Source organism: Paenibacillus shenyangensis, from assembly GCF_000346635.1.
GTDB classification, from domain to species: domain Bacteria; phylum Bacillota; class Bacilli; order Paenibacillales; family Paenibacillaceae; genus Saccharibacillus; species Saccharibacillus dauci.
Genome location: NZ_AOIG01000022.1, coordinates 68,001 through 90,526, shown reverse-complemented (window position 1 = coordinate 90,526; position 22,526 = coordinate 68,001). Strand labels below are relative to the sequence as shown.

The 22,526-nt window shown below is 41.7% G+C and carries 40 protein-coding genes; 2 read left to right on the top strand and 38 right to left on the bottom strand.

Features of this window, described 5'->3' with window-relative positions; translation table 11 throughout:
* Window positions 1-25 precede the first annotated feature (25 nt).
* From H065_RS0117845 to H065_RS0117655, 38 genes are all read right to left on the bottom strand, one after another.
* Window positions 26-1,264 carry a hypothetical protein gene (locus tag H065_RS0117845; RefSeq protein ID WP_017814449.1) on the bottom strand — a complete coding sequence of 413 codons (1,239 nt, stop codon included), beginning with the start codon at window positions 1,262-1,264 and terminating at the stop codon, window positions 26-28.
* A 53-nt stretch (window positions 1,265-1,317) separates the two neighbouring features.
* Complete coding sequence (locus H065_RS26275) at window positions 1,318-2,172, bottom strand: S1 family peptidase (RefSeq protein ID WP_017814448.1); 855 nt, start codon at window positions 2,170-2,172, stop codon at window positions 1,318-1,320.
* Between the two features lie 80 nt (window positions 2,173-2,252).
* On the bottom strand, window positions 2,253-2,606 hold the full coding sequence (locus tag H065_RS0117835; protein ID WP_017814447.1) for a hypothetical protein: 354 nt from the start codon (window positions 2,604-2,606) through the stop codon (window positions 2,253-2,255).
* Between the two features lie 149 nt (window positions 2,607-2,755).
* On the bottom strand, window positions 2,756-3,316 hold the full coding sequence (locus tag H065_RS0117830) for a hypothetical protein (RefSeq protein ID WP_017814446.1): 561 nt from the start codon (window positions 3,314-3,316) through the stop codon (window positions 2,756-2,758).
* A 9-nt stretch (window positions 3,317-3,325) separates the two neighbouring features.
* Window positions 3,326-4,219 (bottom strand): hypothetical protein, encoded by an 894-nt coding sequence (locus H065_RS0117825; RefSeq protein ID WP_017814445.1) that lies wholly within the window; start codon window positions 4,217-4,219, stop codon window positions 3,326-3,328.
* A gap of 155 nt (window positions 4,220-4,374) precedes the next feature.
* A complete protein-coding gene (locus tag H065_RS0117820) occupies window positions 4,375-4,626 on the bottom strand; it encodes a hypothetical protein (RefSeq protein WP_017814444.1) in 252 nt (83 codons plus the stop codon).
* Window positions 4,627-5,088: 462 nt separating this feature from the next.
* Window positions 5,089-5,355, bottom strand: a complete 267-nt coding sequence (locus tag H065_RS0117815) for a hypothetical protein (protein ID WP_017814443.1) — start codon at window positions 5,353-5,355, stop codon at window positions 5,089-5,091.
* Window positions 5,356-5,727 carry a hypothetical protein gene (locus tag H065_RS26270; protein WP_017814442.1) on the bottom strand — a complete coding sequence of 124 codons (372 nt, stop codon included), beginning with the start codon at window positions 5,725-5,727 and terminating at the stop codon, window positions 5,356-5,358. It abuts the gene before it with no gap.
* A 5-nt stretch (window positions 5,728-5,732) separates the two neighbouring features.
* Entirely contained in the window at window positions 5,733-5,933 is a 201-nt protein-coding gene (locus tag H065_RS0117805; protein WP_017814441.1) for a hypothetical protein, read from the bottom strand.
* 11 nt (window positions 5,934-5,944) lie between these two features.
* On the bottom strand, window positions 5,945-6,208 hold the full coding sequence (locus tag H065_RS0117800) for a hypothetical protein (RefSeq protein WP_017814440.1): 264 nt from the start codon (window positions 6,206-6,208) through the stop codon (window positions 5,945-5,947).
* 64 nt (window positions 6,209-6,272) lie between these two features.
* Window positions 6,273-6,551, bottom strand: coding sequence for a hypothetical protein (locus H065_RS0117795; RefSeq protein WP_017814439.1), 279 nt, complete (start codon window positions 6,549-6,551; stop codon window positions 6,273-6,275).
* A gap of 68 nt (window positions 6,552-6,619) precedes the next feature.
* Complete coding sequence (locus H065_RS27950; protein WP_193746788.1) at window positions 6,620-6,796, bottom strand: hypothetical protein; 177 nt, start codon at window positions 6,794-6,796, stop codon at window positions 6,620-6,622.
* A gap of 63 nt (window positions 6,797-6,859) precedes the next feature.
* Window positions 6,860-7,264, bottom strand: coding sequence for a YopX family phage-derived protein (locus tag H065_RS0117785; protein ID WP_017814437.1), 405 nt, complete (start codon window positions 7,262-7,264; stop codon window positions 6,860-6,862).
* Window position 7,265: 1 nt separating this feature from the next.
* On the bottom strand, window positions 7,266-7,454 hold the full coding sequence (locus H065_RS28305) for a hypothetical protein (RefSeq protein ID WP_017814436.1): 189 nt from the start codon (window positions 7,452-7,454) through the stop codon (window positions 7,266-7,268).
* Window positions 7,435-7,599, bottom strand: a complete 165-nt coding sequence (locus H065_RS0117775; RefSeq protein WP_238557984.1) for a hypothetical protein — start codon at window positions 7,597-7,599, stop codon at window positions 7,435-7,437. The genes H065_RS28305 and H065_RS0117775 overlap by 20 nt, the downstream gene beginning before the upstream one ends.
* A gap of 19 nt (window positions 7,600-7,618) precedes the next feature.
* Complete coding sequence (locus H065_RS0117770) at window positions 7,619-8,077, bottom strand: hypothetical protein (RefSeq protein WP_017814434.1); 459 nt, start codon at window positions 8,075-8,077, stop codon at window positions 7,619-7,621.
* Between the two features lie 57 nt (window positions 8,078-8,134).
* A complete protein-coding gene (locus H065_RS0117765; RefSeq protein ID WP_017814433.1) occupies window positions 8,135-8,593 on the bottom strand; it encodes a class I SAM-dependent methyltransferase in 459 nt (152 codons plus the stop codon).
* A gap of 31 nt (window positions 8,594-8,624) precedes the next feature.
* Window positions 8,625-9,272 (bottom strand): hypothetical protein, encoded by a 648-nt coding sequence (locus H065_RS0117760; RefSeq protein ID WP_238557983.1) that lies wholly within the window; start codon window positions 9,270-9,272, stop codon window positions 8,625-8,627.
* Window positions 9,273-9,389: 117 nt separating this feature from the next.
* Window positions 9,390-9,809, bottom strand: coding sequence for a hypothetical protein (locus H065_RS0117755; RefSeq protein WP_017814431.1), 420 nt, complete (start codon window positions 9,807-9,809; stop codon window positions 9,390-9,392).
* A gap of 153 nt (window positions 9,810-9,962) precedes the next feature.
* Complete coding sequence (locus tag H065_RS28585) at window positions 9,963-10,154, bottom strand: zinc-finger domain-containing protein (RefSeq protein ID WP_081604164.1); 192 nt, start codon at window positions 10,152-10,154, stop codon at window positions 9,963-9,965.
* Between the two features lie 386 nt (window positions 10,155-10,540).
* Entirely contained in the window at window positions 10,541-12,331 is a 1,791-nt protein-coding gene (locus H065_RS0117745) for a DNA cytosine methyltransferase (protein WP_017814429.1), read from the bottom strand.
* 147 nt (window positions 12,332-12,478) lie between these two features.
* Window positions 12,479-12,811 (bottom strand): hypothetical protein, encoded by a 333-nt coding sequence (locus H065_RS0117740; RefSeq protein ID WP_017814428.1) that lies wholly within the window; start codon window positions 12,809-12,811, stop codon window positions 12,479-12,481.
* Complete coding sequence (locus H065_RS0117735; RefSeq protein ID WP_017814427.1) at window positions 12,808-13,053, bottom strand: hypothetical protein; 246 nt, start codon at window positions 13,051-13,053, stop codon at window positions 12,808-12,810. Before H065_RS0117735 ends, H065_RS0117740 begins: the two co-directional genes overlap by 4 nt.
* 2 nt (window positions 13,054-13,055) lie before the next feature.
* Window positions 13,056-13,841, bottom strand: coding sequence for a hypothetical protein (locus tag H065_RS0117730; protein WP_017814426.1), 786 nt, complete (start codon window positions 13,839-13,841; stop codon window positions 13,056-13,058).
* Window positions 13,813-14,175, bottom strand: coding sequence for a hypothetical protein (locus tag H065_RS27120; protein ID WP_017814425.1), 363 nt, complete (start codon window positions 14,173-14,175; stop codon window positions 13,813-13,815). Before H065_RS27120 ends, H065_RS0117730 begins: the two co-directional genes overlap by 29 nt.
* A complete protein-coding gene (locus tag H065_RS0117720) occupies window positions 14,166-14,576 on the bottom strand; it encodes a RusA family crossover junction endodeoxyribonuclease (RefSeq protein ID WP_017814424.1) in 411 nt (136 codons plus the stop codon). Before H065_RS0117720 ends, H065_RS27120 begins: the two co-directional genes overlap by 10 nt.
* A gap of 187 nt (window positions 14,577-14,763) precedes the next feature.
* Entirely contained in the window at window positions 14,764-14,943 is a 180-nt protein-coding gene (locus tag H065_RS28300) for a hypothetical protein (RefSeq protein ID WP_238557982.1), read from the bottom strand.
* Window positions 14,936-15,274: a hypothetical protein gene (locus H065_RS0117705; RefSeq protein ID WP_017814421.1), complete on the bottom strand. Its 339-nt coding sequence runs from the start codon at window positions 15,272-15,274 to the stop codon at window positions 14,936-14,938. Before H065_RS0117705 ends, H065_RS28300 begins: the two co-directional genes overlap by 8 nt.
* A 29-nt stretch (window positions 15,275-15,303) precedes the next feature.
* Window positions 15,304-15,921: a YoqU family phage-derived protein gene (locus H065_RS28295; protein WP_017814420.1), complete on the bottom strand. Its 618-nt coding sequence runs from the start codon at window positions 15,919-15,921 to the stop codon at window positions 15,304-15,306.
* Between the two features lie 32 nt (window positions 15,922-15,953).
* Window positions 15,954-16,172 carry a hypothetical protein gene (locus H065_RS0117695; RefSeq protein ID WP_017814419.1) on the bottom strand — a complete coding sequence of 73 codons (219 nt, stop codon included), beginning with the start codon at window positions 16,170-16,172 and terminating at the stop codon, window positions 15,954-15,956.
* Window positions 16,169-16,942: a DnaA ATPase domain-containing protein gene (locus H065_RS0117690; RefSeq protein ID WP_017814418.1), complete on the bottom strand. Its 774-nt coding sequence runs from the start codon at window positions 16,940-16,942 to the stop codon at window positions 16,169-16,171. Before H065_RS0117690 ends, H065_RS0117695 begins: the two co-directional genes overlap by 4 nt.
* Entirely contained in the window at window positions 16,899-18,098 is a 1,200-nt protein-coding gene (locus H065_RS28290) for a DnaD domain-containing protein (protein WP_051058740.1), read from the bottom strand. The genes H065_RS0117690 and H065_RS28290 overlap by 44 nt, the downstream gene beginning before the upstream one ends.
* The gene (locus H065_RS26245; RefSeq protein WP_017814417.1) at window positions 18,091-18,444 is read right to left on the bottom strand and encodes a hypothetical protein; all 354 of its coding nucleotides are present in this window, start codon (window positions 18,442-18,444) and stop codon (window positions 18,091-18,093) included. The genes H065_RS28290 and H065_RS26245 overlap by 8 nt, the downstream gene beginning before the upstream one ends.
* Window positions 18,428-18,550, bottom strand: a complete 123-nt coding sequence (locus tag H065_RS28475; protein ID WP_017814416.1) for a hypothetical protein — start codon at window positions 18,548-18,550, stop codon at window positions 18,428-18,430. Before H065_RS28475 ends, H065_RS26245 begins: the two co-directional genes overlap by 17 nt.
* Before the next feature lie 48 nt (window positions 18,551-18,598).
* A complete protein-coding gene (locus H065_RS0117670) occupies window positions 18,599-18,802 on the bottom strand; it encodes a hypothetical protein (RefSeq protein WP_017814415.1) in 204 nt (67 codons plus the stop codon).
* Window positions 18,799-19,443: a Rha family transcriptional regulator gene (locus H065_RS0117665; protein ID WP_017814414.1), complete on the bottom strand. Its 645-nt coding sequence runs from the start codon at window positions 19,441-19,443 to the stop codon at window positions 18,799-18,801. Before H065_RS0117665 ends, H065_RS0117670 begins: the two co-directional genes overlap by 4 nt.
* 117 nt (window positions 19,444-19,560) lie before the next feature.
* Window positions 19,561-19,719: a hypothetical protein gene (locus H065_RS27945; RefSeq protein ID WP_017814413.1), complete on the bottom strand. Its 159-nt coding sequence runs from the start codon at window positions 19,717-19,719 to the stop codon at window positions 19,561-19,563.
* 13 nt (window positions 19,720-19,732) lie between these two features.
* Window positions 19,733-20,029: a hypothetical protein gene (locus tag H065_RS0117655; protein WP_017814412.1), complete on the bottom strand. Its 297-nt coding sequence runs from the start codon at window positions 20,027-20,029 to the stop codon at window positions 19,733-19,735.
* Window positions 20,030-20,207: 178 nt separating this feature from the next.
* On the opposite strand from H065_RS0117655, the gene H065_RS0117650 reads away from it, so the two are divergent.
* Both H065_RS0117650 and H065_RS0117645 read left to right on the top strand, forming a co-directional pair.
* A complete protein-coding gene (locus H065_RS0117650) occupies window positions 20,208-20,876 on the top strand; it encodes a LexA family protein (protein WP_017814411.1) in 669 nt (222 codons plus the stop codon).
* A gap of 32 nt (window positions 20,877-20,908) precedes the next feature.
* Entirely contained in the window at window positions 20,909-22,399 is a 1,491-nt protein-coding gene (locus H065_RS0117645; protein ID WP_017814410.1) for a recombinase family protein, read from the top strand.
* Window positions 22,400-22,526 lie beyond the last annotated feature (127 nt).

Here is a 22,526-nt window from a genome sequence, read left to right as displayed (position 1 = left end):
ATAAAACCGCCCATGGTTGGCCGGCTTAGAAATTTATTAAATTACCATCGATCCGAATCTTGCGCGGCAAGTCCGGCGAAAATACATTGACTACTTCATTGTTCGGGCTATTCGATATGTCAATCAAAGCTGCCGGTATGATTCCACGGCTACCCTTTGTAAAGACAACACGGTCAATTTTGGATTTGGTAACTCCTTGGCGAATCTTTGCAAGGTCTTCTTGGTAGAAAACGAATATTGCATCGTCTGCCCCCATATAATCCGTTATCTCCAAGTTCCGCAGCAGATAGCTTTCCGCATTAGAAATCAGGATTCCGTTTTTCGTGGCACCTTTTAATAGTGCGTTTTCAAATACCAAGCCAGTAGCCGGGCCGAATAGATCCGGATCAAGCGTATTGTAGGATGTCAGCCACTGTTCGTTATCAATGCAGCTGCCGTTCCGGAAGATAGTGCCGGCTGTGTGACCAATGCTGATGGCTCGGCCGCCGCCCGTAATATCAAACCCATCTACCAGATGGTCTCCGCCTTTTTCAAAGTGAATTCCAGAACGTTCAGCATTTCTGACAATAGCTCTGTAGATCCTCACCCCAGTGCAATTGGCTCCAGCAATCCCTAATCCTTTACTGTCACCTTTAACCACTTTGTTAATGACAGGATCTTCAATAAGCACATCACGGAATCCACACATTGGAGCATTGATCTCTATTGCGTCTCCCGGGTTCTTCTGGCCTGCATGACCATACTGAAACCGGCGAATAGTTACTCCAGCTCCCAGTGACTCTCCTGCGTAATCTTCACCATCGAAAATACGATACTTCGGATTCTTCCGCTCAGATATTCCATCATCATATAACAAGCCATATCCCAGATTGCCTGCGATCGTTATATCTTCCGCCAAGACGTTATATGCACGAGTTTTACACAAGAAGGCCGTGCGTGGGTTGTCTCCATTTACGGTAATACGCCGGAACTTGTTATCTCGGCCATTGACGATTTCTACAATAGGATTCTGCGTCACGCCGTCTGCTGCCAGATTGCCTTGACGGGATTCGATAATAATATCTTCCATTCCAGTGCTATCTCCATGTACCAAGTGGGCGGCATCTTCAAACTTGATCGTGCCATTCTTGACATTAACACCTGGTCGCCAATCAACTCGGCCTTTGACCCAGACCGATCCACCAGCCAAATCCACCTCTAAATCGCCGGATGCCGCAGCATCAATAGCAGCTTGTAAAGTCTGACGATATTTTATGACCGACACTGTACCATCCCCTTATAAAACAAAAGACCACTCTTAATAGAGTGGTCTTAATATTAATGTTTGTTTATAAAAGCATCTACCAAAGTTTTTAAATCCAATACTTTTTCCGATTTAATTATAATACCCAAATTCATCATAGAACGAGTGATGGATATTGCTTCTTGTCGAGTTTCTATAGTGGCTATTTTTATTTCCCCCGTATTAATTACTTGAGGTCCGGCATATAGAACACCTAATAACTTAAGCCTTGTTCCAGCAATAAATTCGCCTTTTCTATTTAAATAAACTCCTTGATTAAATAGTACAACAGGGGAGCCACTAGATCCATGATAACAGGCTACATCTATTAAAAATTCTTCTTTTCCGTTGTAATTATATGCAGGGTGTGTGGCAGTTTTTCCATGTCTCATGATTGGATGATTATTTACTTCATCCCATAATCCATTCGGGTATCCAATCATTGTAATATCTTCTATAGCAGTTAAATCATCTCTCTCTGTTTTAGTAATAATAGAATCTTCATAAAAAGTTTTATAAAAGAGGTGTTTTCCTTGCTTCTTCATTTCATTAATGATAGGTCCGATAAGTAAGCAGCACAAATCCACTTCAGGATCAGGATGCATTATCCAACTTTCTTCAAACTTACCTATTCGAAAACGTTCTTGACCATCTATGATGTATTGACTATCACTACTTCTTAATTTAATAACTAAGTTCCCATATATTCCTCCTTTAATTACATGCTTATTTGTAATAATAACTGGTATATCTTTATCATTGATATCAAATTGGAAATAGAAACCGGTACCCGTGCTAACATTTCCTAAAATATCTTCGGATTCAATCCTTATAGTACAGTACATGAGTTGCTCAGAATCACTTAATTCATTTATTTTTCTATTAGTCACAGCTTATCATCTCCAGATAAGTATTTAATTACTAATCTAGAATAAACCACAATACCCATATAGTGGAATGATATAATTAACTATTCTTCCTCATCCGGACTTTCTTCAGGAACTTCAATACTTACATATACTTCGGCATCGCATTCAGTACAGGTAAATGAGGATTCATTCATATAATCATCGCCATCATCACCCATTTCTTCTGCAATATTCGAACCACAGCGCGGACAGAATGAAATATGTCCGTTTTTATAAGCGGATTCCGAAGCAATTGGTAATGTTACAAAATGGCTATAATTCCCCTTTTCAATCGAAACACTTTTACCCCCAAGATCTACTGCTTTCTCCATAGAAGACGCTGCGACCTCAGTAGTAATTGTAACATCGTCATTTTGGGCCACAATACGATATCTTATTGTTTGTCCTCTTACCATATTTATCCCCTTCTCGTTTTTTAAGATACTTATCTAAAACTCATCCATTAATCTCAGCATCTTGAAATGTTTTTACTGAACTAAAAATATAATAAATAAAAGCCCCCCTAAAATAGAGCGACTTTTATTTATTATATTTTCAATTAATATTAAGGTGTATAAGTTACATAATGAAACAGTGTTTTAATATTTCGAATAGATATTAAAATTGAATGTATGGTCAATGATAACCAAATAGCTGCTAATCCCCATCCCCATATTGGTATTGGCATAGCTAAATTAATTGGTGTCAATGAACCAATATAAAAGAGCAAAATGCTAAATAAAACTACTATTAACTGTATAGTAACCGCCCAAGTAAAAAATCCTATTAGCATATCATACACAGATACTTGTCCATCGGAAGAAATTCTTGATCTTAATTGATCTGCATGACTTCCAACCGTAGCAATAACTGTAATGCTAGTTATATTAAAACCTGCTAAAATTGATATAGCCGCTATAACCTGCCCGCTAAGCTGTTGCAATTTTTCTATAAGAACTTTAAAATCAGAAACAAAAAAAGAAGTACCTATTAATAATAAAATGGATGCTACTATTGGTAATGCAACGTCAACTACAAGTTCTGATTTAGATGAGTATTTCAAATATTTTTTAAACGTATCCCATGGGAACTTATTAGCATAAAAAAACTTTTTGATATTACTCACCCTTTATCTTCACCCTCTCAATAATCTTCTGCTATTCGCTATCTCTCTTAAAACTACTTCGATAGAACTTAACATAGGTTGATTATTACTATCCACTTCAACTCTGCGGGTGTACTTTTCTTGCGACTCTTCTAAATTTATTTTTTTCTCAGCGCCAGCCAATTTCCCACGAACCACCATTTTAGTGACTCCAGGCTGATCCTTATATTTTTTCACTAAACCAATAGCTCCAGATAATCCGCTTCTTTGATACTTAGCTTCAAACTTTAATTTCACAGTTGTTGCGGATATAGTTTCAAGATCTCCTTGCAAAGCTTGTACTGCTTCATTCTCATCTGCCATAGTTTCCACTTTAGCAACTTCTATCTCAATTCTATGAACAGTATTTAACTCACGAATGCTGTTGAAAAAGTTTGTTTCAACTAATGTACAAATTTGTAGATAAGTTAAGTTTGCATTATTGATTATAACATGTCCATAGCGTTCAATATATTCGTCAACCCTAACTCTTTTCAATCTCTGATTTACTTGAAGAAGCATTAAACCGTCTGACTTTCTAATAATAAAATAAGTGGATTCAGTTTCTCCTTCTCTGATTTCTTTAGGATTTGGACGTCTTGTTAAATCATCCGCATGAATCAACTCTCCAATTGTTCCATATTCAGCAGAGGAAAAACTACCGAAAATAAAGTGTTCATCATGTTCAAAATGATCTAAATACATTAACCAAACATCATTATATCTTGCAGTTCTTTGCCCCTCATTTAAATTATTAAAGATATGATTTAATATATCTACCATAACATCCGATTCCCATTTTACTGCATCTGTTGCATGTCTGCTGTCATCTAAGTAGTGCAAATCAATTTGATATGCGTTAAACGATTTATGTTTAGTACCCACTAAAAAACCTCCTTTTTATCCATATATCGGAATATAAAGGAGGTTTGTGAATATTACAACAATTAATTGTATATAGTACATGTTTAGCACTTCAACAATAAAATTTGAAATCCTTGCTAATGAAACATTAAGTGTATACCCATGATAAAATCACCTCATTTCAAATCTTCAATCAATGCTTTGATCGGATCCGGCACAGGAATTTCCTTGCCGTCTTCTTTATTGCCATCCACATATGCCTTGTTGCTATCGGCATAGTATACGACTTGTTTGCCATCGAACAGTGGGTACCCGCCAGTATGAAAGATCCCGGTCTCTGCCAGCTTGCCAGCACTATCACGAGCTGCTGCATTTTTGTCTTCGATAACATGAAGTACATGCGATTTATCCAGATATGCAATTGCCATTTCGTTCCTCCTTTCTATAGTTATGTATACACACAGAAAAGACGTACCGCTTGTGCAGTACGCCTATACCTGTGTGTGAAAGAGTATTTTATTTTATCTGAATTTATAAGGCGCCCAGGTGGCGCGCTCTTTGGTATTCCATGCAGGTGATCTTACCCCACTTCCCCACGTCCATGCCGCCGTCTACACAACCCGACACAATCTCAGGTTGGAGCATTAAACTGTATTCTCATACAGTCATCACATCATGGTTGAGTACCGCGGGATTCAAGGGACCACAGCTTCACCCGGAACATTCGTTCCTATAGGTGAATTGTAGCCCGATAATACAGACGCTGTGCCGTCTCTGTACAGACCATTTACAGACACTAATCTCTAGCAAAGTGGAGTATATATAAAGCACGTTTTACTTTTTTGATTACTTTCCATCCAAAATCATCTTCTAGATAAGATTCCACTAATTCATCTATTTCTAGAGTATCCAATTTGAGTATTATAATACCCTGCTTGAGACGATCTTGTTTTTCTTTTTCTATACGCTCGTAAATCTCGTTTACCAATAGAAAAAAAAGTTTCGTCATCCACTTCATCAAAAAAATAAGATCTTACAGGAATTGTTTTACCGGTTGCATAAGCAATTATCGGCTCCGGCTTTTTTATGAAGTCGTCAGGAGAGAATTGCACTTCCAGATGGTTGAACTTCTTTATCTCTTGCGCATCTAATTTCATTTATATAATCTCCCAATCCTTCAAGGTGTTGGCTACTGATATAACTCCGCGCCGTATTTTCCGATCTACTGATCTTTCTGTCAAAAATCGTAACTTATTTAAGGCCGCCTGTCTATCGTTCCCTTTTAGAAAGACGAACTCCGTTATCTCCTGAACACCCTGGTCAAGAATTAAGGCTACAGCCAATTCTATATTGGCCGTCTTATCACTATACTCCCTTAGCTTGCACTGCTGCTTGATTGTTAAATCTTCAAGGTCTTTCAAACCGGCAGCTGCCCGGCTCATATACCGATATCGGCGCAGCAGTGACTTCGCCGCCTGAAATTCTTCCTCCGTTGCTTCTGGCAACCATTGCAACTGCTCCACCCCCATATGATTCACCCTTCCTGTATTTCTTCATACATGCGATCAAGTATATCGTTGACTCCTACAATATCCATTAGGTCAACTCCGAAATAAGTTGGATATTGGCATTCGTATTCAGCAACCTTGTCGCCTACTTTTATTTCAAATGAACCGCCGGCAACTTGCGTAACTGACCAAGCTATTCCATTATCCATACCACTTTTATAGATCACACGGCTGCCCCCTAAAATTCAAATAGTTCCGATTGACCTTCTTCCACCGTCACCTTTGAATCAGCGGCGTCAACGATCAGACCTCGATCTATCATCCATTTCGGAGCTGAGTAAAGAAACTCTGCCTTTACCTGCTTACCAGCCCATACAGTGCCGCTACGGTCCTCATGCTGGGCCTGTATAGTCCATACAAAGAATTCTTCGGCTCGGATCAGCTGCTTATCACCAAGACGTTCACGCAATTCTGCTGTCTGCTGCTGATTATATCGGGACATTCTTGCTTCTCTTTCTTTTCTAGTCTCTATGACGATCACCTCGTGATTTAATGAGTAATGAAGGTTATTTTCTTCGTTTCCATTTAGCCCAGTTCTTAGATTGGCTTTTTGCTTTTTTATACTGGAGCTTCTCACTGTATTTCATTTTTCTAAATTGTTTGCGCATCTTATCCAAAAAGTTCCTGACTGAAGGTGAGTTTTTAATCGTAAATGTACCTGACAATTTAAAGTTACTATTTTCGTCTTTTGAATTTATTTCAGCGACGCTATAGTAATGATCAATTTCTTTCCCACCAATGAAAAACTTAATGTTCTTTGATTTGTAATCACGATTACCAATCATTTCTAGGTATCCTTTCCTGAAGATTCCGAGAATCCAACTGATTCTCGATAATCATTCTTCAGTGTGTTTTAGCTTTCATTGTTCACTCCTGCATAATGATCTTCTTCCATAGCCTGTCCTTTTTCACATAAGCAAAAGTCTTCTTCCATCGATTCAGTTGTGCCATCAGCTACATATTTTATAGTGAGGTATAGCCTGCGTCCTGAACCATTGCATTCTTCGCACTTTGTCCATTCGTATCGCATATCTTTATCCTCCTCCCCGGCACCGTTATAGTGCCGGATGATATCTAATACTGTTTGCATGGGTTAAGCTTGTTCCTCCAAAAACTCAGGATTGTCGTGTATATTCCCTACCACTTCCTCATCATTCCTAACTCTAAATCCTGAGTTTCGTTTGTCGTTTTTATAAAAACTTAGTGGTAATGATTGGAACATGGCTTGTGAATCACTATGGCAGACTACTTTCAAATCAGAATTACGACTCTTTGGTATCTGTACATCACCTTCGTATATTTCTTTTCCTTTTTTATCAATAATATTAATAAATTGACCTACAGTTTCAGGAATAACTCTAATCCAAAATTCAGTTGCGAAATATTCGCTGTCCCAATCCACAATCTCGCCTACTATTACATCATTTCCAATCAAGCTACCGTGTACCCATTCACCTGTCTCGATATGCTTACCGCGAAACTTAATCTCTCTGCTCATTTCAATATTCCTCCAGTTTGAATTGTCGGTAAAACTCCCGATCCACCATTACATATTTTTCTGGGTCCATACTGACATACCGATAATGGATGTTGTGATTTACGTCCTCGTACAAAGCGAATACTGTACTCCCATCTTCCAATTCGACATAGAACTGTTCGATCCGGCGTTTAATCTTTATCTTTGCCATATACCAACCTGTTCATGCGGGCTGTCCATCTATCCATTTCTAATTCAACCTTGCCTACACCTATGTCAACGTCTGCTCCGCTTTCGATAATATAAGAGATCATTGCGCCGCTATAAGCAATCTTCATCTCTTTGAACAACTCCATGATCTGATCCTCTCGGCTCTTACTCTCCATCTGGTTGGCTCCCTTCCAAAGCTTTATGCGCTATGTTATGCAATACCAAGGCTTCGTTATGCATAGATTTAGCAACAGGAACAGCAACTATATTTCGGAGCGCCTGCAGCAACTTATCCCGTTCCTGTTCTGCTGCATTCGCTCTACGTCTTTGCTTGTGCATTTCTTTTGCAAATACCTCTGCATCATCTTTAGCTGATTGTTCTCTATTTCTGACAATATCAAGTTCCTGTTCTGCTGCTTCTGCCCGAATACGCTGGGATTCAGCTTCTTGTTCAAGCCCAATATGCTGATTAATCAAGTCGGCTACAATATCCCTAGCAGCATGTACTACCAAATACACCCCTGCGTTATCTCGTATAGCTGGTATATCGTTAGGTGCAATAAAGACCCTGGATCCCCGAATCGTTTTTAATTTGATTTCCCGTTGCTCTGGCTTATCTGTCATACCTGTTATCCCTCCATGGCTGAGTACGGGACTCAGCCTTTGTATTGGTTGATGTGATTAATTTTTCATAAATACGAGCCAGTGTGTCTTGCTACGCTTATTTCCAAACAGCGGCGGTTGACTGAACAACTTTCTTACTTCGCCCAGAGTTACCTGATCCTCATTCCATTTGAATATCAGCGTTCCATTCGGTTTCAGCACACGCATGCATTCAGCGAATCCTTTTCTGATATCTTCCTGCCAAGTATCTGGATTGAGTCGTCCATACTTTTTGGCCAACCATGAATCGTCACCTGCTCTGAGCAAATGCGGCGGATCAAATACCACCATGTAGAACGCTTCGTCTGCAAATGGCATATGACGGAAGTCGGCAACCACATCAGGATGCACATTCAGTGTTCTTCCATCGCAAAGGGTGTCGCTCAGCTCCCGATTGTCTGCGTATACAACGTCAGGGTTCTGTTTATCAAACCAGAACATTCGACTGCCGCAGCAGGCATCAAGTATTCGTTCCATGTGTATACCTTCCTCTCTGCCTGTGTATTAGTTAGAGCTGTTTGCTACGAAACATTCCACGTCTGCCGATTACTTGGTATTCGCAAAAGTCTGTTCCCCATTGCAGCAGAGCCTGCTTGAGACTAGCTGCTTTGTCCTGGGCAAAGTAATGAGTTTCGATATTCTCCACAATCTGCTTTGGTGTAACCCAGTCGCCGGCTGCTTCCATATATTCCTGCGCCCGGATCATTGTTAACCGATGCGCCGAGATGTGACCGCCTGCTTTACCGCCAGCATCTGGACCATTCAAATGATGTGGTGTGAGGATATTTATAATATGCTGCGCTTGTTGCGCTTCACCTAAAATCTCAGCATTCATATGAGTACGAACTCTGTTTTCCTCAAACATTCTATATGCTTCTACAGAACGATAAGGATTATCTTGTAGTTCAACCTGCAGCACTCCGATTCCCGACGAGCAAAGCGCACGTTGTGCAATTATCGGCACCTCCCAGTGACTGCGCCGGGGTATAGCAATATAGGTCTGATGAGCATACCCGCCCGCTGCCCAGTGATAAGCCTGATCCATTACAGCCAGACCAAAGCTCGTTTTCATTTCCACGATCAGCAGCTGTTCGTTCTGAATGGCTACAATGTCCGCACGGGGTCCGCCGCTGCTTAATTCAATTTCTGGGTACACGGTGTAACCTAAACGTTCCAGGTACAATTTTATCGGCTGGTACATATCTGATTCCTTCATTCACCAATCCTGCCTTTCTGGCCGAGCGAACCCGGCCTATTATTAATAGAGCAACAATTAAACTATCGAAAAATGCTTTTCTACTATTTCTTTCAGCCGGTGATATTCGTGGTAATTTTCGATATTTTCAAGGACTTTTTTACTTTGGTAGCCGCGCATACCTCTTATCGATTCTTCGTGATAGTACATAATGCTATCGATGCAAACATCCGTGGTATTTGCCTGAATGAAATATATGTCTCCTACGTCATTTACGTTGTACCGGGATCTGATGCCGTTCATGCAGTATTCAAGAGCCAGATCACCGTGCGTTATTTTAACGTCATTCCATTCTGGCCTAACCCCACGTTTGTAAAGCACCACTTCTTCAGTAAAATTCCGAGCCGTTTCCAAGAATTCGTCATTGTGATGCACGATGAAAAAATGTCGTGAAAAGTAAAGCTGTGAAACGATAAGCGTGTATTTATATCCAGGCATGAGTAATGTTCCTCTCGAGTAAATTTCTTATATGGGTTGATGAGTAATTGAGTAAGAAGATAAATGTAACAGCAACGGCAACCCAGAATACTGCAGCTAGTAGAAATCCATAAACTAAACCTTTGACCATTCTATATATCATCCTCTCTGTTACTATCCGTCACGTTTTAATTGATAACCGAGTATCTGCAGCTGATTGCCTACGTTGCAATTTTTATTACAATGACCATCAATGTGTGCGAATTGACTTTTATATTTCCGAATCAATTCTTGCCGGACAGGACATTCTTTGCACTGGTTATCAAGTAAGTCGCTGATCTCATAAATGACCTCTTTACGAGTCATTACTGTATACCGTCCTCTCTGATGATTTTTTATTTATAAACTGCAATTTTTTAGATATATGCTCCTATAACTAGCCTGCAAGACTCATATTTATCCCTAAATAAATTGAAAGTGTGACCAGACAACAACTTAATGTGGATCACTCTATATGAGTCAAATAAAATTTGAGGAGCGGATTTGAATGATCAAATGGTTTAAAGAAATAGGAGTCTTAATCAAAAAATCACCCGGTTTACAATTTACAATTATCGAGATAACCATGGAGTTGATAAAAACACTCTTAGGTTTTTAATTCATAACAGAGCTGGTTAGGACTATTGGCTTCTTTGTTCCAGCTCTATAGAATTAATTATTTCGAATTTTTCATGTTTTCATCTTTTCGAATGTTAGAGACTGAATTCCACCTGTCCGACCGCTTCTTTGTAGCGCTCAATTGTGAGTTTATTACCAGAGCCAGTACATAGTTCTGGCAAATTGGCTCTTACAAGCGCCTGAGCAAAAGGCGGCGGTACTGCATTTCCACATCGGGCGACCTGAGCACTTTTGGAATATTTTTTACCGTCCGCATCTACATCAATGGTGTAGTTGTCCGGGAATCCTTGAGCCGCAAACAGCTCGTGTGGCTCTAACATGCGCATTCCAATATCAATAATCTGGTAATCAACGCCCTGGACCGTTACGAGTCCGAACCGATCTTTGGTAGTCACCGTGTGCAGCGGTCCATCCAGCTGCTGTCCGTTATCTGCACTTCCATAATATTTGAGCAAGAAAGCTCGAACCTCTCCAACATGTAATCCGCCAGCCGTGATCGTCGGCATCGGCTCTGTGACTTGCTGCCCATCTTGGCAAGTGCCGCGTAGCTTAATCAAATGGCTTGTTACCAGTGCTGATTTACCACCACCGCCAGCAGTAACTGTGCCGATCGGATCGTCTGCTGCGCTGCCTACTGATTCGCCAAAGTGTCGAGCAATATGAGCAGTGACCAGAGCATTGTGATCAACCGTGGTCACTGTGCTGAGTGGATCATCCATTCCTGTACCGGGACCGTTATAATTACCGCCGTAATGTTTGGCTAGAAAGGCAGCTGCCAAAGCGAATTTATTACCGCCCGCAGTAATTGTTCCGACCGGCTTTTCCAAATCCAATACACGCGGCGCTTGCCCCTCACGCTCACCGTAACCCATTTGGATCAGTGTTGGAGTGATCAACAGATGCTCCGCTTTGGTTGTCACCGTAGTGAGCGGATCGGTAACTTTATACTGCAGCCGATCACTGCCAAAGCCTGTTTGTCCGATCCGGGCAATATATGGTGTCACTACACCCCAACCGTTTTTAGCTGTAATTGTTTTCAGCGGCTCATCTACAGAATCGCAATAATGATGATTCGATCCGCTAAAATTCACACGCATAATGAATGGCTTCGGATTGTCGATTACAAAACGCTCTATCCCTCTTGCGATCCGCCGGAGCGTGTTTTCAGCCAGTGGTTTTTTTCGTTCAAATATACTCGGCGCCGGACGGGACCAGTCGATAATCTCTGCTGCTGTTCGCCATGGCTGCCGTATGCCCGCCAGCACTTCTGGACTATCTGGCGCTCCGTGTGTAGGCTCGGGCCAAACAATAGGACGGCTATCACGCCGAGCGATCAGGAATAAACGTTTGCGGATAGTTGGTGCACCATAATCGCAGGCCCGCAACTCTTTTGTCTCTACTTCATATCCTTGTCTTTTCAAGGCATTCACAAATGAGTTGAATGTCCGGCCTTTCTGCTGCGGATCAGGATAACCGTTTTGGAGCAGCGGCCCCCAGGTTTTGAACTCTTCTACATTCTCCAACATGATCGCACGAGGCTTAACGGTAGCTGCCCATCGGATCGCTACCCAAGCCAGGCCACGAATTCCCTTTTCAACCGGCTTGCCGCCTTTGGCTTTACTGAAATGCTTACAGTCCGGGCTGAGCCAGACAAGTCCGACATCTCTGTCTTTCACAACTTCCCGCGGATCAACGTCCCATACTGATTCACAATAGTGTTCGGTCTCTGGGTGGTTAGCACGATGCATTGCGATTGCAGCCGGATCATGATTGATTGCTATATCTACGCTGCGACCAGTAGCCAACTCGATACCAGTGCTGGCCCCGCCGCCGCCTGCAAAATTGTCTATAATTATTTCTTGCATGCTCAATCTCCTATCTCTATGCAATTTGTTTCGCCGCATTCTGGGCAGCTGGGTTCGTCCAATCGATCAGCCTGTTCTTCCTCCACAGCAAATCTACGTCCGCATTCTTCACATTCGTATTTGATCCATTCCATGCTGCTCACCCTTTCAGAATAGGCTCGGTTCTGCTTCCTCTTGTGCCGGCTGCTCCCGATCAGCGATGATCTGTTCCCAAGTCCATCCGCTTACCAGCAGCTTTCTTTCATGCAGTTCACGTTCGGCAGATTCTAAAGAGGGTATACGCCACTCTGTTAATTGCTTTTTGAACTGCTCTATATTTTCCATGGTGTATGCTGTTTTCCGACCCTTTAGCAGCTTATCTTCCAGATCGGCTATTTGTCGTTTGAGTCGATTTACCAGCACTCGGTCTTCTTGCACTGCCTGTTCATAACGGGGAATTTCTTTTTCTGCTTGTTCTGGTGTGAGTGTTGGAATAGTCAATTGCTCTCCCTCTCTCCCAGCAGCCCGTGCTGCCGCTGCTTGATTTTCTTTTCCCGCGCCTGGTCGATCACCAGTAGCACAACCTCGTCCGGATCCCGATCAAAGTATTCAGCAATCTCCAACAAGCTGCAGCCCTTATTCCACATATTCTGGAACTGAGGAAGGTCTTTATCTTCATCCCAGAAGAAATTGAGATCTTCCAATGCCGTATAGATGTTCCGTCTGGTTTCAAGCAGGGGCATACTCATTGTTCCAGTTCAATGATCGCTTTGAAGACGTTAGGATCTTCTGTTTTCTCTAATGCATACTTTTGATTTTTTATTTTATGATCTGCTGCCCACCTGCTAATTCCCTTAACGCTGGTTCGAAGTCCACCACTTCTGCTGCTATTCATCTTGATACCGGATGGATCTAAGCGTGCATATAACGTTTGAGTTTCAACGTCCACACCGAGTTGAATACGGTCGTCTGGTTTAAATCCAGTTAATTTGACGGCAGATTGGTTAAGAGCAAATCCCTCGCTTGCATAAAGCGTCAAGCTTGGTCCTTCTACCTTATGCTCAGTGGTATACCAGATAATATTATTCACAGCTGGTTGCTCCTCTTTGATTTCAGATTTGTTTTGCTCAACTATCGTTTGATTAATAGGGGCTTTTTCTACAGGCTTTTGCTGCTTTTGGAATTTACTGATCGCTTCAGCTTCTTTTGCTTTGGTTGTCAGTCCCCAGCGTCGGCAATGATAGTTCTGCAGAGTGTTTTCAGTTACTCCCCACTCCAGAGCAATAATTGATCTGCTTTTGCCAGCAGCACGTTGCCGCAGATACTCTGTCATTTCTGGTTTGACTTTAGACTTTTTCGTTCGGCTGCCATCATCCACGAGTACGACTGAACCTCTCTTCTGGACTTCTTTTTGCATTTTAGCTTCGCTACCACTCAGATGATCAGCAATTTGTTCAGGCGTCCACGTACTGGTCACAACCTCTCCAGCTGGAGAACCTTTTTCATTCTGACGAGGTACTGATGTTCCCACGGGAATCAGCCTCCTTTTCAGCAACCGCTACATTGTCTGCTATCATCATTGCGAAATTGGCTACATCCAGGCATTCACTGCGAATACGTGCCGCGCTCTCGCCTTGACCTATAGCTGCATATACTTCCTGCATTTCTTGAAAAAGGCGATCCATCAGGTAAGCCAGATCACATTCTTTCCATCCGCTCTTATGATCGTTCTTCACCAACACCTCTTCCATGCCGATTGCGAAGTCTGCGACCTCGTCCCGTACAAATGTTGGATTAAACTTGATCTTTGCTTCATCAGCATTCACTTCTGCAATAATCACGGCACTTGCTTTTGCTATGTCCATTTTAATCGCTCCAATACGTTGTTATATGATTTATATTCTTTAAATTCGATTTCCAACCGTGGGTTTGCCGGGTCCGTTTCGTAATCCATAATATGTGGCAATGCCGTTTTATCATCTGTATATATGCCTGCATCCTCTAAGGCATCCAGCAAGGCTTTTAAGCCATTATCAGGGTCGCGCCTACGCTTGTCCGGAAAGAACACCCAAATCAGAACGTACACCTTACCTGATTGCTGCTGCCATCTATTTCGGGCTATCCACATCTTTGCTCGCAGAACAGCTTCCTGATACCAGGCTTCGGCTTCTGGTGTTTTGATACGAATCTTACGTCCGCGTATCCATTTATCTTCGTACATATGGTTTACGCTTGGCGCAGTACCAGGTAATATGAGTCGATTCATTGGCGCTTCCTTCCTGACGCATTGAACTCCAGCCATGTCTCGTATGCAGCACGTCCCAGCTTCGCAATCATGTTACGCCGGAACTCTCGACGCCGTCGTTTTGCCCTGAGCTGCGCTTTATTCATGCCCTGGCCACCCCTTTATAATTTCGTGAAAGTGTATGATCCCTGAGTCGACTTCTACCGGATCAACGCCAGGCAGTTGCGTAAATACTTCTTGGCGGGTTGGTACGTCTCCGGTGTACATGAAGCGGATCTTCATGTACTCGTACACATCCCACATGGTCGGCTGCTGTAAGCCCATAGGCTTCCCGTCCTCTCTTTATGAATTCTTCCCAGTCTTGTTCGTGCAGGTTGTAGTCATCCAAACACATCGGGATATTCTTCTCCGTATTCCTCTTTAAGAGATTCGTAATTGTGTTGCCAGTCATAATTATCAAAAACTGATTTGTAATCAACCACGCTTTGCCCTAATCCTTCAAAAAAGTCATTGAGTTCAATCGCTATATAATCAGCTTTCATAAATACAGCAATTCCGCCTTCTTCAAATGAATATGAGCCTACAATTCCAACAAATTCTGGTAGCATTTTAAAATCTACAAAAACACAAGCGACCATCCGATTTTTTTCTTTGTACAGCTTGCATTCATTCTCTTTCAAAAAATCATATAAGCATGGTTCTACTGATAGCCCAGCCATATCTATTCATCCCTTCAAGTAGGTTCACTTTATTTCAAATAACCGACTGACTTGGCGTATGCCTGAATGGATTCCATATCCTCGTCTGGGTAGCCCCAGTGCGGACAGTACAATCCTCCATATCCATGATTGTGATTGGCATCATCATCACCAAAAATATAGTCGGTAAAGTCGCACATTAATCCCCACATCGTGCCGCCTTGAGAAAATCCTTGTTCCTGATCACGCGATTTACCTTGTTGCTGATTTTTCATTTCCATAGACATTCCTGTGTAGTTGTCTTTCAGCCAGAGTCTGCCATCAGCCCAATAGAATTTATTGTGTCGATCATACTTCTGCGAGTATAGAAACCTTCTGCCTCGACTCGCGATTTCAATAATGAGTTGATTAATCAGGTCGATACGTGATTGGAAGGGGGAATGTTCATCCGGATTAATCCGATTCGAACCAATCTTACGTACCCTCGTGATTTTTTGATATTCACCAAAGGTCATTTCATAGCCGTCGTTGAAGCTGAGAAATTCAGCATATCTTGCTTTGCCTGGCGTCTCAGCAGTGCGTGTCACAGCATAGTCGGGATAATTGTTAAAGAATCCTGGATAAGAAATTTCGTAAATGTTCATAACTGGCTCTGTTGTCGTAATCATGTTTGTTCATCCCTTCATAGTAGTCTGTAAAATTATTCGCTTTCGTAGTTTTCCGCTTCGTCGTATTCACCAGCATTCATTCGTTCCAAAGTTCCTTCGATTGTCTCGGCTGTGTCAACGAATATAATTGTGTGCCCAGGTTCAATATTGGAATTACTTTTCCCCAGACGTTCGGATCGCTGTTGTAAATACTCCTTGAGATCTTCAAGCGTTCGGACATCCAATCCATTAAAGAATCCTATTTCGTTCACTCCGTTCCCAGCAGCCTATAATTAAGGTTCAGATCCCGTTCGATCGTTACTTTGTAGTTCTTACACATTTCAATGATCCGGCTGCCTGTAGCTTCGTCAAACTCACACATCTGAGCAATAGTCTTTTCTGAGCTGATCAGGATCGGCAGGTTATTCAGATATCGATAGTTGATGATTCCGAATATTTGCTCTAACTGCCAAGGGGTTGGTTTATCTCTGCCCTTGAATAGATCGTCGATAAACAGAACGGATACCTGCTGCATGTAGGACACTTTTTGTTTAGCAGCTTCAAAATCGCTTTGTAAGTCATTTATACCTTCTACCCAGGGAAAGTATTGTACTGCTATCCCTTTAGCCAGCAGATTATTACTGACGGCTGTCAAAAGATGTGATTTGCCTACACCCGGCTGTCCCAGTAAGCAGCAACTATTATATCTCGCTTTATTCTTAATCAGATTCGGCAACTCTTTGGTGTACTTGTAAGCTACCGCATACATCTGTTGAATAACTGCAGGACGATTAGCAGTATCAAAGTTTGAGAATGTCATTTCCCGAAACGCATCTGTGATCCGGCTGCTCTTCATAAGCCGCTTAATCTGTTTTTTATCCCGACAAGAGCACGGCACTGCTACATCTTGTTTAATTGGGTTTGTGGTACCGTCTGCCAGGATGATTGTTGTATCACGCTCTTCAATGATAAATTCAGCATCTTTGCAAATGTCACACTCATATGATGTCTGGGTCGTGTTCTGGCATGCTCCATTTTCCATTGTTTTCGTCGAGGAACGAATACGCACTTTCTCGATTCGCTCTTTCCATACCTTGAGCGCCCCGCCGATTCCCTGCATCTCGTCGTCCATTGTAGTTTTCCTCCTTCCAAGGATCATCGATACCGGTTGCCTTCCAATGTTTCAAAATACCCTTCACATAGCTGAGTGTTCGTTTACCGGACAATACAGCTACCTTCATAGCTTCTTCGTACCAACGTATGCCGTAATCATTTACAAGATCATGGATCTGATCAGAGATGATTGAACTGATTGTTCCAAATCCTTCTTGTTCAAAAATCCGGTATGCACGACCATCACCACGAGTGTTCTTCTGTTCTTGTTCTTTTCTTTTCTCTTCTGTTAAGTTCTGTTCAGTTCTATTCAGTTCAGTTCTGTTAGCAAGTAACCGTAAATGACGGTATTTAACGTTAAATAACAAAGGATATTCTAAGTTGAGTAAATCATCATACATAACGACATTGATTTGCTCATCACGGCAACGCTGCAAATCGAAGTTTGAAGCTAATCCGTTCCCGATCAAGGTACAAACAACTTTAGAATCTTTAAGCATAGTGCGATATTTTACTATTTGTTCAATAGCTGTGTTAGACAAGCGCTGTCGCTTCACTTCGAACAAATAACGACGATAAGTTCCCGTGGCTACAATATCTAGATACGAGTTGTCAATGCGTAGCTGCTGTTCAACTGAGGTGATTTCTTCATCATCTATAAATCCATCATTTTGTATAAGATCGACTAGTAAATCCTCAATATCACTCTCACTTGCAGATAAATAACTGTTATTTAACGTTATTTGACGTTCAGGAGAATTGAATTTAGATTTCTTTTTACTCTTCAATCCTTCCTGGTGTTGAGCAAAATTTACAATTTCGATGACTTTATCTCCATCTGTTTCATACCAGACGATAACACCTTGTTCTTCCAGCTGCCGTATTGCCTGCTCTACATCGCGAAGTGATTTGTCCAACATCGGAACCACTAACGCTTTTACTTTTGCTGGCGATCCCGGCAGTCTGCCATAATCATCCGCATGCGGAATCATCCAGGTGAACAACAGCATACTGAAAATATCCGGTAGCATATTCACCTTTTCCGAAACGGATATCACCTTGCTCAGCATCCGTTTCTCAGCCATCTGTAATCATCCTTTCTCTTTCCTGTTGCCAAAATTGTTCTCGAAGCTGCAGCGCCCATTCCCGACCTTCACGTGTATGATCGATCCAGTCATGACAGGTACCAGTATTGACTTGAGGACCACACAACATGGCCACATCGTTTGCAGTCGTTTCAGGCAGCTTCCAACGTCGCATCAAATGTGCACATTCCAAATGCTGAGGACTGCCGCATCGCTCACAGTAGCCGCCGCTGCGGTCCAGAGCATCAGCGTATACTTCTGCTGTGATCCGGCCGCGCTCTTTGGCTGTCTTTTTAAATCGCTTTTGTTTTCCCGGTTTGGGTACAGGATTATGAGTCCAGTTCATGCCCAACTGCTCCCGGGTCATAGTTATAAGTTAGATCGTACTGAGAGATGGCTACCGAACTGAGCAGCATGACGATTACAATTACAATGGTTGCTATATATTTCATAGAGTTCCCTCTTTTCAAATTTGATTCGTCGTGTTAATATTCAATTAACTATTTGAGTAACACGACGATCTTGAGGGCCGCATTCCCGTGCGGTCCTTTTTCTTTTGTCCGCAGTTCCGTGTATAGATCAGTAATGGCTTCTTGAAAGAAATTATTGCCTGGGAACTGTACGTCTGCTTCCGCCTGCATTCTCTCCAGTTTTACCAATCTCTGACGAAGCGCTTGCCGTTGATTCAACCGTTCTGGTGTCATACTTCAATCCTCCTGACCGGTACCCATGCTTTGATATAATCCAGCACTTCCTGAAGATCCTGCCTCAGTACATCCTTGTAACTCGGCACCTGCCAGCGATCCTTGATTTCCTTATGAATTTGTCTGAACAAGTCTCTCCGTTCCTCGCTGACTGGTTCAATGCTGCACACCTTCTTGTTGACCGCTTGCTGCAGTGCACGCTGCTGCCCACTATTCAAAGTGATTTGTGAATCCACCTTGTTTTCAACCTCATTCATACGATCAATAATAACAGTCTGGCTGCTGAGTAAATTCTGGGTTGCTTGCAGGATCGCCTGTAGGTTTGCGGGATTGCCATTCAGTTTGCCAGCCATCCTATTAAACTCTGCAATATACATTTCTTTAAATCGCATAGCTGTTGAACCCGTATATCCCATAGCCAGCATTGCAAATCCATCTTGAGTGATGATGTACTTTGGTGCACTTTTGCGTTGTGCGGTTTGATATGATGAGCGCACGAAATTGTGCTCTCTAAATTCTGGGCTACATGCCAGTTCACGAATGTCCTGCATCACACGGTTATGCTTTTTACCGAACGAATGAGCTACCTGCAAGCTGTCTGTTACAGTCCGGCCATTTTCGATATATACCATTTGCGTCATGTATAAATCCCTCTCTTTTAGGCAGTCTGATTTTTATTCTTCCTTGTAGCTTCCTTAGGCTGTCTTTTTTGATGAGCCAACCGTATACCTTCACAGAACAGCATTAGAAATTGCTGTTCATAGGGTTCCAGTTTGCGTTCTGTTTTCATGCTGTAGACCACCTTTCATAAAAAATGAATAAATCTCAGCTTCTAACGCTGCAATCTCCTTTTCAATCGTTTCAGGAGTAACGCCCTGTTTATTCATTTCTTCAATAACCTGTTCTTTTGACCGCATCCTAGCCCCCCTCTCAAGCCCGTTTCAGCATTTCTAAAATCTCTACAGGGATAATTTCTTTGTATTTTGCAATAGTTATATCCTTGTAGGTTAGACCGCTTTTAGGACCGAGCACTTCAACCAATACTCTATTTACATCATCAGAAGCAGGTGGCAGAATACCAGATGCTAGCTTACTGATATAAGATTTCGAAACCGGCACCTTGCAAGACTTACATTTGTCTGAAACTTGCTGATAGGTGTAGCCCGCTTTGTTGATTGCATCAGTCAATACATTGGCATATCTTACATTTTGATTGGTAGTAATCATTTGTTCCTCCTTTCCCGTTTACCTATTAGTAAACGAAGTGTTAAGTAAATAGTAAACGATAAATTCGTTTCAGTCAATACTTAACGAACAATAATTGTTGACTTTTTACTGAAACGTTTAGTAGAATGTAAACAGGAAGCAACACATATATTGAAGTTAAAAAAGAGGAGTGTCTTATTTGGATTACTTTGCATTGTTACGTTCATACATAGCTGGATCGGGAAAATCCCTTTCCAAAATATCTGAGGAATTATCTGAAGAAGGTATTTCGGTGAGTAAGGGGTACATCTCACAGCTCCAGAACGGCAAAACTGGTAATCCTGGTAGTGACGAGATGAATCGAGCTTTAGCCAAAGTTACTGGCGGCGACCCTGAAAAGCTTCTTATCGCTGCCGCTATTCAAAAATCTCCTTATGAGATCCGCGAAAAAATGGAGCGACTTACTCAGCTTCGCGAGCTTAGAGCAGAATATACTGCTGTCTCTCCGGATATGATCGAGGTCCCAGTGATCAATACTTCTATGGCAAATATCAATGAATGTGAATACATACATAAATCTGCTGCCGCGGATCGCGAAGTTTTTGCTTTGAAAGTAAATAATGACTTGATGATCGGTGACTTTATTTCTACCGGTGATGTTGCTATTGCAGTACGGACAAACCAAGTTGATCCGAGTTCTATTGCAGTTGTATCAATTAACGGACAGGAAGCTATTCTATGTAGAATCAAATGCCAGGGCGATATTTGCGTGATTAGTTATTCTAATAGCAAATCTCAACCGGACATTATTAAATCAGAAGAAGTATCTGTAATCGGACAGTTGATTGAAGTTAGAAGGAAATACTGAGTACTCTTGCCTGAAAGGAGGTGAGAAAATAAATGAATGAGGTAATTGAGGCTATTGGCTATATTCGCCAAAGTGATGAAAGAAGCGACAAAGAGGATATATCTGAGCAAACCCAGCTAAAAAAAATCCAAGAGTACTGTGACTATCACGGATTTAAATTAGTGGGTGTTTTCAAAGACATAGACTACTCCGGTTTTAGAATAAACTATACGAAGCGTCCTGGTATCATGGGAGCATTATCAAAATTAAAGACTCCAGGAAATCGTATAAAAAAATTTGTGGTTTATAATTTATCAAGAGTTACCAGGTTAAAACAGGATTTTGGATACATCCATAGTTCCTTAGCAAAATTAAATGTTGATATTTGCTCTGCGTCCGAATCTTTGGATTTTGGAAGTCCTTCCGGAAGGCTCGTTGCTGGTATTCTTGTAGATTTTAATGAATACTATAGCGACAATTTGAGTGATATAACTATGCAAAGCAAAAAAACCAACGCAGAAAAAGGACGTTGGAATGGTGGACCTCCTCCCTATGGATTGAAAAAAGAAGGCGATCGTTTCATAGTTGATGAGCCGGCTGCTACTGTCATTCGTGAAATATTTAAAATGGCTTTAGATGGTAAAGGACCTTTTATTATTACTAATTGGTTGAATGACCAAGGCTTTAAAATGGTGTCTGGTGCTGAGTGGTCAGTACGCCGAGTGAGGTATGTATTATCGAATAGTACTTATGCGGGTATGCAGCATTGGGAAGGTGAATATTATCCCCTCAAAGACTGTGATTATTTAATTGAATGGTCTGACTTTCAGTTTATTCAAAACACACGTTTTGCTAAAGGAACTGTTTGGCGAGGACATGATGACAGACAACTTTTATCGTCGATACTACGCTGTCCATTGTGCGGTTCGAAAATGCATGCTCGTCGCGTCAGCAGCCGGTTGGATACTAGACGGTATATCTGCAGCAAAAAGAACAGCACCGGCAAGTGCGCCTGTCCAAGTTTTGATTTAGAGTCATTGGATCAGGCTGTTCTTAAATTGCTAACAGATACAGCAAAGCAACGTTTTTCCTCGCACCAAATTATGTCAGCATTATCTGACAAAGAGGACAGCGAGAACAATTCAAAAAAAAGTTCTCTCGCAAAATTGCAGCAGGAATATCAAATACTTGATGCCGCGAAACAGAAAGTATTTGATGATTACTACCTTAACAGTAAATTAAGTGAAGAGCAATTTGGTGCGCTTATGAAGAGATATGAATCCAGACAAAAAGAAATCGATCTCTTATTAGAAAAAGTGCCCCTTCCCACAAAAAAAGAGTATGGTGATTATGATGATATTTTAGAAACGCTTGCAGGTGATGCACTATTAAGTTTACCAGCAGACAAGCGCCGAATATCTATTGAGTTACTAATACACAAAATTATCCCTGGCTCCCCTGCTGAAGTGCACTTTAAATGGGGGGACGTGCAAGAGATACCGGTACAGTATACCAAGCGTAAAGGCAGTACCTATTTTTATTAATTAAACAAAAAAAAGAACCGCTAGCTATAAGCGTAGCGGTCGAGTTTCATGTTTCAGAAACTCCAGTAGTTGGATAGGAGTGGAGAGAAACCATACTGTAGTTACAGTATACTGTATGCGCTTTCAT